12 protein-coding genes are annotated in these 16,376 nt (G+C 33.7%); 11 read left to right on the top strand and 1 reads right to left on the bottom strand.

Features of this window, described 5'->3' with window-relative positions:
* Positions 1-20 precede the first annotated feature (20 nt).
* Positions 21-1,397 (top strand): alanine/glycine:cation symporter family protein, encoded by a 1,377-nt coding sequence (locus V6251_RS10905; RefSeq protein WP_341588250.1) that lies wholly within the window; start codon positions 21-23, stop codon positions 1,395-1,397.
* On the opposite strand, the gene V6251_RS10900 is transcribed toward V6251_RS10905, so the two are convergent.
* Positions 1,394-2,314 (bottom strand): AraC family transcriptional regulator, encoded by a 921-nt coding sequence (locus V6251_RS10900; RefSeq protein ID WP_341588249.1) that lies wholly within the window; start codon positions 2,312-2,314, stop codon positions 1,394-1,396. The genes V6251_RS10905 and V6251_RS10900 overlap by 4 nt on opposite strands.
* A 173-nt stretch (positions 2,315-2,487) precedes the next feature.
* On the opposite strand from V6251_RS10900, the gene V6251_RS10895 reads away from it, so the two are divergent.
* From V6251_RS10895 to acs, 10 genes are all read left to right on the top strand, one after another.
* Complete coding sequence (locus V6251_RS10895) at positions 2,488-3,987, top strand: aldehyde dehydrogenase family protein (RefSeq protein ID WP_341588248.1); 1,500 nt, start codon at positions 2,488-2,490, stop codon at positions 3,985-3,987.
* 69 nt (positions 3,988-4,056) lie between these two features.
* Complete coding sequence (locus V6251_RS10890; protein WP_341588247.1) at positions 4,057-4,410, top strand: DUF779 domain-containing protein; 354 nt, start codon at positions 4,057-4,059, stop codon at positions 4,408-4,410.
* Between the two features lie 158 nt (positions 4,411-4,568).
* Positions 4,569-4,988, top strand: coding sequence for a transposase-like zinc-binding domain-containing protein (locus V6251_RS10885; RefSeq protein ID WP_028283080.1), 420 nt, complete (start codon positions 4,569-4,571; stop codon positions 4,986-4,988).
* A gap of 106 nt (positions 4,989-5,094) precedes the next feature.
* Positions 5,095-6,342: a hypothetical protein gene (locus tag V6251_RS10880; protein ID WP_341588246.1), complete on the top strand. Its 1,248-nt coding sequence runs from the start codon at positions 5,095-5,097 to the stop codon at positions 6,340-6,342.
* Positions 6,343-6,354: 12 nt separating this feature from the next.
* Complete coding sequence (locus V6251_RS10875; RefSeq protein ID WP_341588245.1) at positions 6,355-6,615, top strand: DUF4212 domain-containing protein; 261 nt, start codon at positions 6,355-6,357, stop codon at positions 6,613-6,615.
* 31 nt (positions 6,616-6,646) lie between these two features.
* Entirely contained in the window at positions 6,647-8,413 is a 1,767-nt protein-coding gene (locus V6251_RS10870) for a sodium:solute symporter family protein (protein WP_341588244.1), read from the top strand.
* Positions 8,414-8,767: 354 nt separating this feature from the next.
* Complete coding sequence (locus tag V6251_RS10865; RefSeq protein ID WP_341588243.1) at positions 8,768-11,458, top strand: sensor histidine kinase; 2,691 nt, start codon at positions 8,768-8,770, stop codon at positions 11,456-11,458.
* A gap of 16 nt (positions 11,459-11,474) precedes the next feature.
* Complete coding sequence (locus tag V6251_RS10860) at positions 11,475-11,840, top strand: response regulator transcription factor (RefSeq protein WP_028283086.1); 366 nt, start codon at positions 11,475-11,477, stop codon at positions 11,838-11,840.
* A 292-nt stretch (positions 11,841-12,132) separates the two neighbouring features.
* Positions 12,133-14,028: an acetate--CoA ligase gene (locus V6251_RS10855; RefSeq protein WP_341588242.1), complete on the top strand. Its 1,896-nt coding sequence runs from the start codon at positions 12,133-12,135 to the stop codon at positions 14,026-14,028.
* Between the two features lie 207 nt (positions 14,029-14,235).
* Positions 14,236-16,143 carry an acetate--CoA ligase gene (acs, locus tag V6251_RS10850; RefSeq protein WP_341588241.1) on the top strand — a complete coding sequence of 636 codons (1,908 nt, stop codon included), beginning with the start codon at positions 14,236-14,238 and terminating at the stop codon, positions 16,141-16,143.
* Positions 16,144-16,376 lie beyond the last annotated feature (233 nt).

Here is a 16,376-nt window from a genome sequence, read left to right as displayed (position 1 = left end):
GTCTAAAACTTTGTAGTTATATGTATGATAAAATAAATGACTTTATAGCAGATTTTGCCTCTTTTATTTGGGGTTTACCACTACTAATTTTATTAATTGGAGGTGGATTATATCTGCTAATTTTGTCTAAGTTTTTACCGTTTAGATATTTAGGCCACGCCATACAAATATTACGTGGTAAGTATGATAATCAGGATGACGAAGGCGAAATCACACATTTTCAAGCCTTAACTACAGCCTTGTCATCTACCATTGGAATGGGTAATATTGCAGGCGTTGCAGTAGCCATCTCAATTGGAGGACCAGGAGCAGTATTTTGGATGTGGATTAGTGCAGTTGTAGGTATGTCTACCAAATTTTTCACCTCTAGTTTAGCCATAATGTACAGAGGTAAAGACAGTGCAGGTAATACACAAGGTGGTCCAATGTATTTTATAACGGAAGGTCTTGGTAAACACTGGAAGCCTTTAGCTGTTTTGTTTAGTTTTTGTGGTTTGATTGGTGCTTTACCAGTATTTAACGTTAATCAATTAACGCAAGCTATAAATGATATTGTATTAAAACCCAATGGAATTACAGTAGATTTTACCTCCAATTTAATTATTGGTTTGGTATTAGTAATCATAACGTCTATTGTAATTTTAGGCGGTTTAAACCGAATAAGTAAAGTTGCATCCAAATTAGTACCAAGTATGGTGCTGCTATATTTTGTGTTAATACTTATTATTTTGTTCGCTAATGCGGAAGTCGTGCCAACTTATTTTAAACTTATTTTTACAGATGCTTTTGCAGCAGAAAACTATAAAGGAGATGCCTTTTTAGGTGGTCTTTTAGGAGGATTAATAATTTTAGGTATTCGTCGTGGTGCATTTTCAAACGAAGCTGGTATTGGTACAGCACCTTTAGCACATGGAGCAGCAAAAACAAACGAGCCTATTCGTGAAGGTTTAGTTGCGATGCTAGGACCAGCAATAGATACTTTAATAGTTTGTACGCTTACTGCTTTGGCTATTTTGGTAACAGGTGTTTGGCAAACTACAGAAGCTAATGGAGTAAGCCTAACAGCTAATGCTTTTGGAGCAGCAATGCCAACTTTTGGACGCTATTTATTATTGCTTTGTATTGTAATATTTAGTGTGTCATCCTTGTTTTCTTATGCGTATTATGGCGGTAAATGTTTGTCGTTTTTAATAGGAGATAAACACAAACATTATTACAACTATTTTTACATTTTAAGTATAATTCTTGGATCAACAACATCACTTGCGTTAATGATTAATTTGATTGATGGTGTTTTTGCTTTAATGGCAATTCCAACTATGACAGCAACTTTAATATTGGCTCCTAAAGTTTTAAAAGAGGCTAAAGCGTATTTTGAAAGAATGAAAGAAATTTAAATTTTATTTACAGAAGCTTTAAACTGTTGAGGCGTCATCAGTTCCATTTTTTTAAACTGTCGGTTAAAGTAACTGGTGTTATTAAATCCAGATTTAAATGCAATTTCGGACATTCTAAAATCTTTGGATTCTTTAATCAGTTTTTTAGAAAACTTAATTTTTTCAGAATTTATATAATCAATAGGAGAAATACCTAAAGTGTTTTTAAACTGTTTATGGAAGTGAGACGTACTCATATAAGCTTTTTTAGCTAGTAGGTCTACACTAATATCTTTATTGGTTAAATTGTCTTTAATATATTTAATAACCGTTCCAATTCTAGTATCGTTAAAAATCTGATTAGGATCGTTTATAATTAAGGACTTTGCTTTAGTTTGAAGCAGTCTAACAATCAATTCTTGTATCATTAAATCTAATAAAACGTCTTTAGATTTATTGTTATTTGTAAAGGTATAGGTTAGTCTTTCAATTAAATGGTTAACGTCAGTGTTATTAATTAAATGCGAAGTGGTTTCATTTAAATCCCAACTGTTATTTTCATTTTCAATAGCCACTTGTTGGTTAAATTTTTCTACAACCTCATTAATTTTAAAAGTGTCAATACCTAAGGCTAGACATTGTGTTGGTTGTTCTTTTGTGGCAATCGGAAAATCAATTACCATTTCTTTATTGGTTGGCATCACTACAGATTCACCAGGAAAAAAATTAAAAGGGTCAAAACCATCTAAATGCATAATTTTCTGTCCAGTTAGCATACTTGCAATAATCGGGAAGTCAAACGTCAACGAGACTTTTTCCGCGAAAGCGTGAGTTTCAAAAATATTAAGCTCGGCATAATCTGCATTATACGTTGTTCTGTTTTCCACTAAGGTGGTCAGTTTTCTGTTGCTTTTATGATTGTTTAATAAGGATTGCATAATCAATACTACAATAAAATTTGAACATAAATTTGTTAATAATAGATATGTTCAAGATTATGATAATTCTGTTCAATTAAATTAGAATATGATAAAATAACTTTATCAAAACTAAAGATAATCTATTTTTTAAACTAATAAATTATCTATTTACTAATTTAACATGAAATTATATGAGTTATTCAAAACCTAAGTTTAAAGAAAAATATGGCAATTTTATAAACGGAAAATTTGTAGAACCTTTAGATGGGCAATATTTTGAAAATACATCTCCAATAGATAATAGTTTAATTGCTAAATATCCAAGATCTCAAAAGGAAGATGTCGAAATGGCTTTAGATGCAGCCAATGCAGCAAAAGAAGCTTGGGGAAATACCTCAGCAACGGAAAGATCTAATTTATTAAACAAAGTAGCAGATATTATTGAAGCTAATTTAGAAGAATTTGCTTTAGTTGAAACTTGTGATAATGGAAAACCAATAAGAGAAACGTTGAATGCAGATGTACCATTAGCAGTAGACCATTGGCGTTATTTTGCAGCTTGTATTAGATCGGAAGAAGGTAGTGCAACAGAGTTGGATCAACACACACTATCCATGAATATTAAGGAGCCATTAGGTGTTGTAGGTCAAATTATACCATGGAACTTCCCCTTATTAATGTTGTCATGGAAGTTACCTCCAGCTTTAGTAACTGGTAACTGTGTGGTTTTAAAACCAGCCGAACAAACACCATCTTCTGCAACTTTATTAATGGAGAAAATTGCAGATGTATTTCCTCCAGGAGTTGTAAATATTGTACATGGATTTGGACCAGAAGCTGGTAAACCTTTAGCATCAAGTCCTAAAGTAGATAAAGTTGCCTTTACAGGGGAAACAACAACAGGACAATTAATTATGCAATACGCATCCAAAAACTTAAATCCTGTAACTATGGAGTTAGGTGGTAAATCGCCAAATGTGTTTTTTAATTCTGTAATGGATGCAGACGATGCGTATTTAGACAAAGCTATTGAAGGTGCAGTTTTATTTGCGTTTAATCAAGGTGAAGTTTGTACTTGTCCTTCCAGAATTTTAGTGCAAGAAGATATTTATGATGCTTTTATGGAACGCGTTATAGAACGTACTAATGCAATTGTACAAGACAATCCTTACGATGTTAATACCATGGTTGGTGCACAAGCGTCTAACGATCAATACCAAAAAATACAATCTTATTTTAAAATTGGTAAAGACGAAGGTGCCAAAGTACTAACAGGTGGTGATGCTAAAAAACTAGAAGGAGATTTAGCAAATGGATTTTACATTCAGCCAACTATTTTAGAAGGACATAATAAAATGAGAGTTTTTCAAGAAGAAATTTTTGGTCCTGTAGCTTGCGTCACAAAATTTAAAGATGAAGCAGAAGCAATCGAAATTGCTAACGATACACTTTACGGACTTGGAGCAGGAGTGTGGACTAGAGATGCACACCAATTATACCAAATACCAAGAGCAATTAAAGCTGGTCGTGTTTGGGTAAATTGTTACCACGCTTATCCAGCACATGCACCATTTGGAGGTTATAAAAAATCTGGATTTGGTAGAGAAAACCATGTGATGATGCTTAATTACTATCGTCAAACTAAAAATATGTTAATCTCATACGATAAAAACAAATTAGGTTTCTTTTAGTAGACACAGATTAATAGCACAAAAGGCTGACTTATATTATATTTCAGCCTTTTTTAATAACTTTGAATTATGGAAAGAGTAGCAATCACAGAAGAGGCAGCAAAAGTATTAGAACAATTGAAAACAAAACATGGCGATTTAATTTTTCATCAAAGTGGAGGCTGTTGTGATGGTTCTGCTCCAATGGTTTTTGAAAAAGGTGATTTGTATTTAGATGAAAGTGATATCCTTTTAGGAACTTTAAATGGTGTTAGTTTTTATATGAATCAAGACCAATTTGAATATTGGAAACACACACATTTAACAGTAGATGTAACAGAAGGTCGTGGTGCAAGCTTCTCTTTAGAGATTCCGTTAGGTTTACGATTTTTAATTCATTCAAGATTATTAACTAAAACTGAAGAAGCGTTTTTTAATAAGTGATACTGTAAATTAGTTCTATTATCATTTCAGTAGTTTAAGCTTTAAAAATTAGTGTTATTCGCTATTTTAAAGCTTTTTTTATAGATAATATCTAAATAATTAACGAATGCGTGTTTATTATATTGCTAAATTGATATATTTATGCTAAATTAATATATATGACTGTAGATTTATGTCCTAATTGTGGCTCAGACCATTACATTAAAAGCGGAATAGTTAACGACAGACAACGTTATAAGTGTAAAAAATGCAACTATTTTTTTTCGGTAAATAAGATAGGAAAGAAGATAGACGACTACTATGTTAATAAATCGCTTCAATTATACCTTGAAGGATTAACCTATCGAGAAATCGAACGTATTTTAGGAATCTCACATGTTAGTATCATGAATTGGGTAAAAAAATACAATATTAAACGTCCATACAATTCTAATTACCACCCAACGTATAAGATTTTAAATGCTTCAGAGCTTGGTGTGTATTTTAGTAATGCCAATAATATAAAAGGAGCAGGTGTTGTAGTAACTGAGTTAGGAGATAAATTTATGTTGATTAAATGGGAGCGTTTTAAAGATTAATATAGTAATTTAACAAAAAGATATATTAATTTTTTGTTAACAGATTGTTTTTAAGAGCTTAGTAGTGCACACAAAACCAATTAATTACTAACTAATCTTTTAAACAATGAGAAAACAAACCCTTTTATTGGCTGGACTCTTTTTAATGTCCTTTCAATTAATGACTGCTCAAGGCTCTCCCGATTACGAAGGAGGACTTAAGTTTAAATTTAACGAAGATGGTTCTAAATATCTTCGGCTTATTTCTTGGGCTCAGGTCCAAGCTAATTATAATACAGACGACACATTTGATGCTAACGGAAATGAGAACAGTAAATTAAATTTTAATTTACGTCGTGCTCGTATTTTAATGTTTGCACAAATTAATAAAGACTTTTTAATCGTAACACACTTTGGATTAAACAGTTTAACAAGTGCTACACTTAGTCCAACAGGAAAAGGAGATGGCTCACAACTCTTTTTTCATGATGTTTGGGCACAATACAATTTAGGCAAAGACCACACAGTTGGTGGTGGTTTACATTATTTTAATGGTATTTCTAGATTAAATAATCAAAGCACGCTTAATATGATGACCTTAGATAATAACCGTCAATCATGGGCAACTATTGGTTTATCCGATCAATTTGCACGTCATTTAGGTGTTTTTGCAAAAGGTAAATTCGATAAACTGCAATATCGTGTCGCTATTAATGATGCTTCTGTATCATCTTTAGATGCGCGTTCTGCTGTTGCAGGAGGCGAAGCAGTTTATAATGGTCGTGCAACTTTAGGTTCTAAAGATGCAGGTAAAACATACGCAGGTTATTTCGATTATAATTTCTTAGACCAAGAATCTAACTTTTTGCCTTATAAAGTAGGTAGTTATTTAGGTGGTAAAAAAATATTTAATGTTGGAGCGGGATTCTTCTTGCATCCAAAAGGATCAGTAATAGACACAGGTACAGCATTAACACCAAACTTAGAAGGTGAGGATGTTTCCATCTTTGCAGTTGATGCTTTTTATGATGCGCCTCTTGGTGATAATGGAAGCGCAATTACTGCTTATGCAGTGTATCAAAACAGTGATTATGGTAAAGATTATTTATATAGCGCTTATGGTACAGGAAGCATGATTTACGGTCATGTTGGTTATGTTATTAAAGGTGACAAAGCTAAAACGCGTTATCAACCCTACGTAAGTTACGGCACGCATAGTTATGATGCTGTAAGTGATGATAGATCTACTTTAGGCATTGGTGTAAATGCGTATATGAGTGGACATAATTCAAAATTAACTTTAGAATATACAAATCAAGAATTTGGAGCATTAGATGCAAATACTATTTCGCTTCAAGCAATGATTTATCTATAAAAACTAACAACTATGAGTGATAAACAAAAACACGCAACAGCGTACTGGAAAGAAAACATCAAATACCTAGCAATATTACTAATCATATGGTTTGTAGTGTCCTTTGGATGTGGCATTTTATTTAGAGAAGAATTAGACCAATTTAGGCTAGGAGGCTTTAAACTAGGCTTTTGGTTTGCCCAACAAGGATCCATTTATGTATTCGTAATTTTAATTTTCGTGTATGTAAGATTAATGAATAAACTAGATAAAAAATACGGTTTTGACGAGTAGTCTAAACTAATAACTTAAAAACTATAATATTATGAGTGTACAATTTTGGACATGGTTATTAGTAGGTCTTACTTTTGCCTTATATTTTGGAATCGCAATTTGGGCAAGAGCAGGCTCAACAAAAGAGTTTTATGTTGCTGGTGGAGGTGTTTCTCCGTTAGCAAATGGTATGGCTACAGCAGCCGATTGGATGAGTGCAGCTTCCTTTATTAGTATGGCTGGAATTATTTCCTTTTCAGGTTATGATGGTTCTGTTTACTTAATGGGTTGGACAGGTGGATATGTGCTTTTAGCTTTATTATTAGCACCATATTTGCGTAAGTTTGGAAAGTTTACAGTGCCAGATTTTATTGGAGATAGATATTACTCAAATACAGCAAGAACAGTAGCCGTAATTTGTGCGTTAATTGTATCATTTACGTACGTAGCAGGACAAATGCGAGGTGTTGGTATTGTATTTTCTCAATTTTTACAAGTGGATATTAATATTGGAGTTGCTATTGGTATGGCAGTGGTTTTAACCTTTGCTTTATTAGGAGGAATGAAAGGTATAACCTATACACAAGTCGCACAATATTGTGTGTTAATATTTGCATTTATGGTGCCTGCATTTTTTATATCAATGCAAATGACCGGAAATATTATTCCGCAAATAGGTATGGGAAGTAAGGTAGAAGGTGGTGCATTTTTACTAGATAAATTAGACACTTTACACACACAACTAGGTTTTAATGAGTATACCAGCGGAACAAAATCTACTTGGGATGTGTTTGCAATTACATTGGCATTAATGACAGGTACTGCAGGATTGCCACACGTAATTGTGCGTTTTTTCACAGTACCAAAAGTAAAAGATGCACGTAAATCTGCAGGTTATGCGTTATTTTTAATCGCTATTTTATATACTACAGCACCTGCAATTGCAGTGTTTTCAAGAACTAATTTAATAGAAACGGTTAGTAATAAAGAATATAAAGAAATCCCAGAATGGTTTAAAAATTGGGAGAATACAGGATTGATAGCATGGTCGGATAAAAATGGAGATGGAAAAATTCAATATGTTGCTGGAGATGCTTTGTCAGGTAAAAAACCAGAATATACAGATGCACGAGGCGCAAGTGGAGAGCGTATAGTAGCTAATGTAAGTGATGCTTCAAACGAGCTTTACGTAGATAGAGATATTATGGTATTGGCAAACCCAGAGATTGCAAATCTACCTAATTGGGTTATTGGTTTAGTGGCAGCAGGAGGTTTGGCAGCAGCATTATCTACAGCAGCAGGATTATTACTGGTAATTTCTACATCTGTGTCTCATGATTTAGTTAAAAAGCAATTAAAACCAGATATTTCTGATAAAGACGAATTAAAAGTGGCTAGAATAGCTATTTTTATAGCTATTCTAATTGCAGGTTACTTTGGTATTAATCCGCCAGGCTTTGTGGCTGCAGTCGTCGCGCTCGCATTTGGTCTTGCAGCAGCCTCCTTTTTTCCTGCAATTATTTTAGGAATATTTGATAAACGTATGAATAGTCAAGGTGCCATTTCAGGAATGGTTGTAGGTATTGTTTTAATGTTATTCTACATGATGAAATTTAAACTAAATATGTTTGGTGGTGGTACAAGTGCAGATTGGTGGTTTGGTACATCTCCAGAAGGATTTGGTACAATTGCAATGTGTGTAAATGTAGTAATATCATTAGTGGTGTCTAGATTAACACCTGCACCACCTCAAGATGTACAAGATATGGTTGAAAGTATTAGAATCCCTTCAGGAGCTGGAGAAGCTCAAGATCATTAAAATGTTGAGTTCTGTCTGAGTGTTTTTCCGCGAAAGCGAAAAGCTATTGAGCTTAATTTTAATTTAGTTAGTTAGAAAGTCAGCATTACAAATTGTAGTGCTGATTTTCTTATATTAGTAACATCATAATTTTTTCGCTTTCGCGGAAAACAAAACCAATTAACCAAATGAAAAAAAGACACGAACAAAAGCTAGTGGTATTATCAATAGCATTGTGTTTAATTTTTAATATTCCGTTTATTTTAGTTTTCAATTTTGAAGGTGCCATTTTGGGAATCCCAACTTTATATTTTTCAATATTTTCAATTTGGTTATTATCTATCGTTATTTCATATATCGTATTAAAACGCCACTATGAATAACTACGCACTAATTGCCATAATTGTAATTTATTTAGCGGTGTTATTTTACATTGCTTTTCTTGGTGAAAAAAAGAAACAAAGCAAATGGGTTAACAATCCTTATGTGTATACGCTGTCTTTAGCGGTGTATTGCTCTGCATGGACGTATTACGGAAGTGTTGGTATTGCAGCAAATTCAGGAATTAATTTTTTACCAATTTATTTAGGGCCAGTTATAGCAGCACCTTTGTGGATTGTTGTGCTTCGGAAGATTATAAGGATTTCTAAACAACATAAAATTTCAACTATTGCCGATTTTATTTCGCTACGTTACGGAAATAGTCGATTTCTTGGAGCGTTAGTAACCATAGTCTGTTTGTTTGGAACCTTGCCATATATTTCATTACAATTAAAAGCAGTATCCGAAACGTTTGAGATTATGTCTGACGATACTAGTTATGTTTCTACAACTGTAATTGACGATTCTACTTTTTACGTCGCTTTATTGTTAGCTATATTCGCTACTTTTTTCGGGACACAAAATGCGGATGCTTCCGAAAAACATAAAGGTATTATTGCTACTGTGGCTTTTGAGTCGGTTTTAAAACTAGTATTCTTTTTGGCTATAGGCGTTTATGTGACCTATTACTTGTTTGATGGGACTACAGATATTTATAATCAGATTTCAAAAACTGAAAATTTTAAACAACTCACTACGCTTAGTGGTGTGGAGGATGGTTTTAATTGGTTTTTCTTAATAGGATTGTCTTTTATGGCAATATTTTTATTGCCCAGACAATTTCAGGTTTCAGTTTTAGAAAATAATAGAGAAAAACATCTTAAAAAGGCTATTTGGTTGTTCCCATTGTATTTATTATTATTTAATCTGTTTGTTATTTTTATAGCTTGGGCAGGTAAAATCACGTTTGGATCGACTCAGAATGCAGAATATTACTCGTTATTATTACCATTAGAAAATGGGAATTCATTTTTAGCAACATTAGTTTTTCTAGGTGGTTTCTCCGCTGTAATATCAATGGTTATTGTGTCCACCTTGGCGTTGTCTACTATGGTGAGTAACAACTTGATTATTCCTTATGGGTTTTTAGATAAGTTTATAAAAAACCAACCAGAACGAAACTCTAAGTACATTAAGAATATCCGTCGTATTTCTATTTTTACAATCATTATTACAGCTTATTTTTTCTATGTGTTATTCTCAAAAGAATTATCGTTGTATTCTATTGGATTAATATCGTTTGTTATTATTTCGCAATTAGCGCCTTCCTTTTTTATAGGATTATATTGGAATCGAGGGGCTTCTAAAGCAGCAATTATAGGGATATTAGTCGGTTTTTTTATAGCGGTGTATACATTAGTGTTACCCTTTACACTTCAAGCTTACACAGGTACAGATGATTTTACGCAACTTGGTTTGTTCGGTATTTCAGCTTTAAAACCTTATGCGTTATTTGGTATTGATTTTTTAAGTCCGCCTGCACATGCTTTTTTCTGGAGTATTACTTTTAACATGTTATGTTATGCAGTGTTTTCATTAACCTCAAAAGGAAATTACAGAGAGCGTAATTATGCTGAGATGTTTGTGGATAGTAATAACTTTACGACACTTCAGGATAATGCATTGGTTTGGAAAGGAGAAGCTTACGTTTCTGATATTAAAAGTGTATTAATTCGGTTTTTAGGTGAAAAAAGAGCCACTCGTGCACTGACTATATTCTTCACTAAATACAAATTACCTCAAGACACGCAATTAGCGGATGCTAGATTAATTAATTTCTCAGAAAAATTGTTAACAGGAAGTATTGGTTCGGCTTCAGCCAAAATATTAATTGCTAGCGTAGTCAAGGAAGAGCAGATTAGTTTAGTCGAAGTATTAAAGATATTGGAAGAGTCTAAAGAAAACATTGTGAGTAATAAGGTGCTTTTAGAAAAGTCAAATGAATTGTCTCAGCTATCTTCAAAATTAAAAGATGCTAATGACGAATTAATAAGTAAAGACAAGCAAAAAGACGAATTTTTAGATACTGTTGCGCATGAGTTAAAAACACCAATTACCGGTATTAGAGCTGCAACAGAGTTGTTGATGGATGAAGACGATGATATGCCACCAGACATTAAGGCACAGTTTTTAAAAAATATCCTTCAAGATTCCGATCGTTTAGGACGCTTAATTCACAATATCCTTGATTTTGAAAAGTTGGAAACTGGACGCTTGCACTTGGATTTACAATATCAAGATATCCAGAAAACCATTACTAAAGCTATTAGTAGTATCTCTCAGATTGCAGCTAAAAAAGAAGTAAAAATATCCAATAAAAATTCGCACAGTTTTAAAACAAATTATGACGAGGATCGTATCCTGCAGGTATTAACCAATTTACTGTCTAATGCAATCAAGTTTTGTAATCCAAAAACAGGAGTTATTGAAATCGATTATAAGCTAGGGAATCAAACTGTAGAAATCTCTGTAACAGACAATGGTAAAGGAATTCCGGAAGAAGATCATAAGTTTATTTTTGATAAATTTTATCAGTCAAAACACCAAAATACCATCAAACCACAAGGCAGTGGATTAGGTTTAGCAATTACAAAACAAATTGTAGAAAAGCATAACGGGAAAATTTGGGCAAAAAAAGACGTTAAAAATGGCGCAACGCTTGTTTTTACCATACCTTTTAAGTAAATTGTTGTCGTAAAGTATGAAGAAGAAAATTTTAATTGTTGACGACGAGCCAAATATTGTTATGTCGTTAGAGTACACTTTCAAAAAACAAGGTTTTGAAGTGTTTATTGCAAGAGATGGAAGTGAGGCTTTAGAGATATTAAAACATCATATTCCTAACGTGGTTTTGTTAGATATTATGATGCCAAACGTTGATGGTTTTCAAACCTTAACGCAAATTAAAAATACAGATAGTTTAAAGGATACCAAAGTGGTATTTTTAACTGCAAAAAATAAAGCTTCAGATATTGAAAAAGGTTTAAAACTTGGAGCAGATAAGTATTTAACAAAGCCTTTTTCAGTAAAAAAAATAGTTTCAGAAATATTGGAACTAGTGACTTAAAACAGTTTTTTAAGTTTATTTAAAATTGGTTTTGTGTGCAAACAAACTAAGTTTAATTAAAGTTTAAAGACATGAAATTTCACATCAACCCATTAGCGTCAGATATTATAATTAGTATTTATATTATCGCTACGCTTTATCTTAGGTTTAAATTTGAAAGTCAAACCTATACAAGCCCAATGCTCTCAATTGTTTTGGGTCTCTGTTTTGTGCTTATAATCTATGCACTTGTCAAATTAAAAGTACTTAATCCCAATTGGTTCGGCTTATTTAATTCTAAAAAAGCCTAGCTATGTATTATCAAGAATTTTATAGAAAAAGTATAGATCAACCAGCGCAATTTTGGCAAGAACAAGCCATGCAATTGGAATGGTTTAAAGTGCCAAAAACCATATTGTCTAAGGATAAATATGACTATGATCAATGGTTTGAAGATGGGCAACTTAACTTAAGTTATCTGTGTATTGATAAACATATCAAGGAGGGTTTTGGCGATCAGAATGCTATTATTTACGACTCTCCTGTAACTAATGTAAAACAACATATTACTTTTAATCAATTACATCATGAAGTGTCAAAACTGGCAGGTGGATTACAACGTTTAGGATTGCAAAAAGGAGATACATGTATTATTTATATGCCAATGATTCCGCAAGCCTTATATGCTATGTTAGCTTGTGCTAGAATAGGCGTAATACATTCGGTAGTATTTGGTGGTTTTGCACCACATGAGTTGGCTATCAGGATAGACGATTGTAAACCCAAAGCAATTATAACAGCATCCAACGGAGTAGAGGTTCAGAAAATAATACCTTATAAACCATTTGTAGATCAAGCCATCACTAAAGCCAAAAACAAACCAGAACACGTTATCGTTTTTGATAGAACCTTAGGTGTTGAGATTCCGAAGAAAAGCTACGATATAGATTATACAACTTTAGTAGAGGCATCGCCCTCCATTGCTGCTGTTGCTATAGAGTCTACACATCCTTCTTATATTTTATATACATCAGGAACAACAGGCACACCAAAAGGTATTATTAGAGATACGGGTGGTTATGCAACCGCTTTAAAATTCGCTATGAAATATATTTATGGTGTAAACGAAGGCGAAACATTTTGGGCAGCAAGTGACGTTGGTTGGGTTGTGGGACATAGTTTTATTGCTTACGGACCATTATTAAATCGAAACACAACCATTCTGTTTGAAGGAAAACCAATCAAAACACCAGATGCATCGACTTTTTGGCGTGTCATTAGCGAGCATAATGTAAAAGCAATGTTTACAGCGCCTACCGCTATTAGAGCAATCCGAAAAGAAGACCCTAAAGGGCATATGATAAAGCGTTTTGATTTGTCGTGTTTAAAATATTTGTTTTTGGCAGGAGAACGTTGTGATGTGGCAACCTTAAGTTGGACTGAAGAAAAACTTCAAATTCCGGTAATTGACCATTGGTGGCAAACCGAAAGTGGATGGCCAATGATTGCAAATATGGTTGGTGTTGCTTTGCAAGACATAAAACCAGGTTCGGCTGGATTACCTGTATCAGGTTATGATGTTAGGATATTAAATGAAGAAGGAGAGGAAGTAGAATCTAGTGTGGAAGGCTACGTTGCTATAAAATTACCATTACCGCCAGGAACATTAAGTAACCTTTGGGGAAATCCACAGCGTTTTAAATCGGGCTATTTAGACCGTTTTCCTGATTATTATTTTTCTGGAGATGGTGGTTACAAAGACGAAGATGGTTATGTGTTTATAACTGGTCGTGTAGACGATATTATAAACGTTGCTGGACATCGATTATCTACTGCCGAAATGGAAGAAATTGTATCCTCACATAAATCTGTAGCAGAATGTGCTGTATTTGGCGTGCATTGCCAACTTAAAGGACAAAAGCCATTAGGCTTAGTGGTTTTAAAAACAGAAACAACTTTAAATAACGATGCTATTCAAAATGAAATTATACAAGATGTGCGTCGCGAAATAGGAGCAGTAGCCTCCTTTAGAGAGGTATTGGTAGTAAACCGATTGCCAAAGACACGTAGTGGAAAAATTCTTCGTAAATTGTTACGTAATATCGCTGATGAGCAACAATATAATATACCGTCAACCATTGATGATGTTACAATTATAGACGAAATAAAAATAGTATATAAAACCCATAGTATTGGGATTCATAAATAAGTTATGGATACAATGCGCTTTAAATTATACGTCACATCGAGTGATTTTTGAGGTATGAGAAAATTGTATCGAGATGTAAAAAGATAAATGGCTATTTGTCAAACTTAGCGTAGTCAAAGTGTCTCGAAAAAACAGAAAAAAAAACTAAATTAATAATATAAATATCCCAATAAACACAAGTAAAGTGTTTAATAAATTAAACTAATTATGAGTAATTATCACATAAAACATTTAGAAGAGTACTACCAAGTTTACCGTAAATCCGTCAGAAACCCAGAGAGTTTTTGGGAAGAAATAGCCGAAGAGCATTTTATGTGGCGTAAAAAATGGGACAACGTTTTAAGCTGGGATTTTGATAAACCTGAAGTCAAATGGTTTGAAGGAGCCAAATTAAATATAACCGAAAACTGTATAGACAGACATTTATATACAAGAGGAGATAAAACAGCTATTATCTTTGAACCTAACAGTCCAGACGAAGAAGCACTTCATATAACCTACAGAGAATTGCACGATCGTGTTTGTAGATTTGCAAACGTATTAAAAGAAAACGGAGTTGCTAAAGGAGACAGAGTGTGTATTTATTTACCAATGATTCCTGAATTGGCAGTTTCTGTATTAGCATGTGCACGTATAGGTGCAATTCATTCTGTTGTATTTGCAGGATTTTCTTCTACAGCTTTAGCAACTAGAATAAATGATAGTGATTGTAAAATGGTAATTACAAGTGATGGATCTTATCGTGGTGCAAAAACTATAGATTTAAAAGGTATCGTTGACGAGGCACTTCAGGATTGTCCTGGTGTAAATACTGTTTTAGTAGCAAAACGTATTAACTCAGACATTAATATGCAACAAGGTCGTGACCAATGGTTACAACCTTTATTGGATGACGCCTACCATGACTGCGTACCAGAAATAATGGATGCAGAAGACCCATTATTTATTCTGTACACATCAGGATCCACAGGGACACCAAAAGGAATGGTGCATACCACAGGAGGTTACATGGTATATTCGGCATATACGTTTAAAAATGTATTTCAATACAGAGAGCAAGACGTGTATTGGTGTACAGCAGATATTGGTTGGATTACAGGACACAGTTACATTGTTTACGGACCATTATGTAATGGAGCAACAACCGTAATGTTTGAAGGTGTTCCCAGCTATCCAGATTTTGGACGCTTCTGGGAAATTGTCGAAAAACATAAAGTCAATCAGTTTTACACAGCACCAACAGCAATACGTGCCTTAGCAAAAGAAGGCGTGGAGCATTTAGAAAAACACGATTTATCCTCATTAAAAGTATTGGGTACAGTTGGCGAGCCAATTAACGAAGAAGCTTGGCATTGGTACGATGATAACGTTGGTAAACGTAAAGCTCCAATTGTTGATACCTGGTGGCAAACCGAAACTGGAGGAATAATGATTACACCAATTGCATTTGCGACACCAACAAAACCAACCTATGCAACCTTACCATTTATTGGTATTCAGCCAGCATTAATGGACGAGCATGGACAAGAAATAAAAGGAAATCAAGTCGATGGTCGTTTGTGCATAAAATTCCCTTGGCCAAGTATGGCAAGAACCATTTGGGGAAACCACCAACGTTATAAAGACACTTATTTCTCTGCCTACGAGGGTAAATATTTTACAGGAGATGGCGCATTACGTGATGAGGTTGGCTACTACAGGATAACTGGTCGTGTGGATGATGTTATTATTGTTTCAGGACACAACCTTGGAACTGCACCAATAGAAGATGCTATTAACGAGCATCCGGCTGTGTCAGAAAGTGCCATAGTTGGCTTTCCACACGATATTAAAGGCAACGCATTGTATGGTTATGTAACGCTTAAAGAAACAGGAGAAAGTAGAGATCATGTCAACCTGCGTAAAGAAATAAATCAAATTATTACGGAACAAATAGGACCAATCGCTAAGTTAGATAAAATACAGTTTACCAATGGATTACCTAAAACACGAAGTGGTAAAATTATGCGTCGTATTTTACGTAAAATAGCAAGTAATGAGACAGAAAATTTAGGAGATACAAGTACATTATTAAACCCAGAATGTGTGCAAGAAATCATGGATAATGTACTGTAGTATCATTGTAAAAAAGCATGACAAAGCAAACTTAAATAGTAATATATAATTATTTATTTGGGCATTACACTTTTCCGCTTAAGCTACAAAGTGTCGGGCTTTCCGTTATATCTTTTGCAAAAAAAGCAAAAGGATGCCACTACAATCCCTAATGCAAAAAACGCAACCTTTTTAGGTTGCGTTTTTTTTATTAAAAAGCAATAATTTAGTCTGCATAATTTATTAAAAAGTAC

This window comes from Olleya sp. Ti.3.14 (assembly GCF_038154885.1).
In the GTDB taxonomy this organism is placed as follows: Bacteria; Bacteroidota; Bacteroidia; order Flavobacteriales; family Flavobacteriaceae; genus Olleya.
This window is presented reverse-complemented; position numbering and strand designations above follow the sequence as displayed.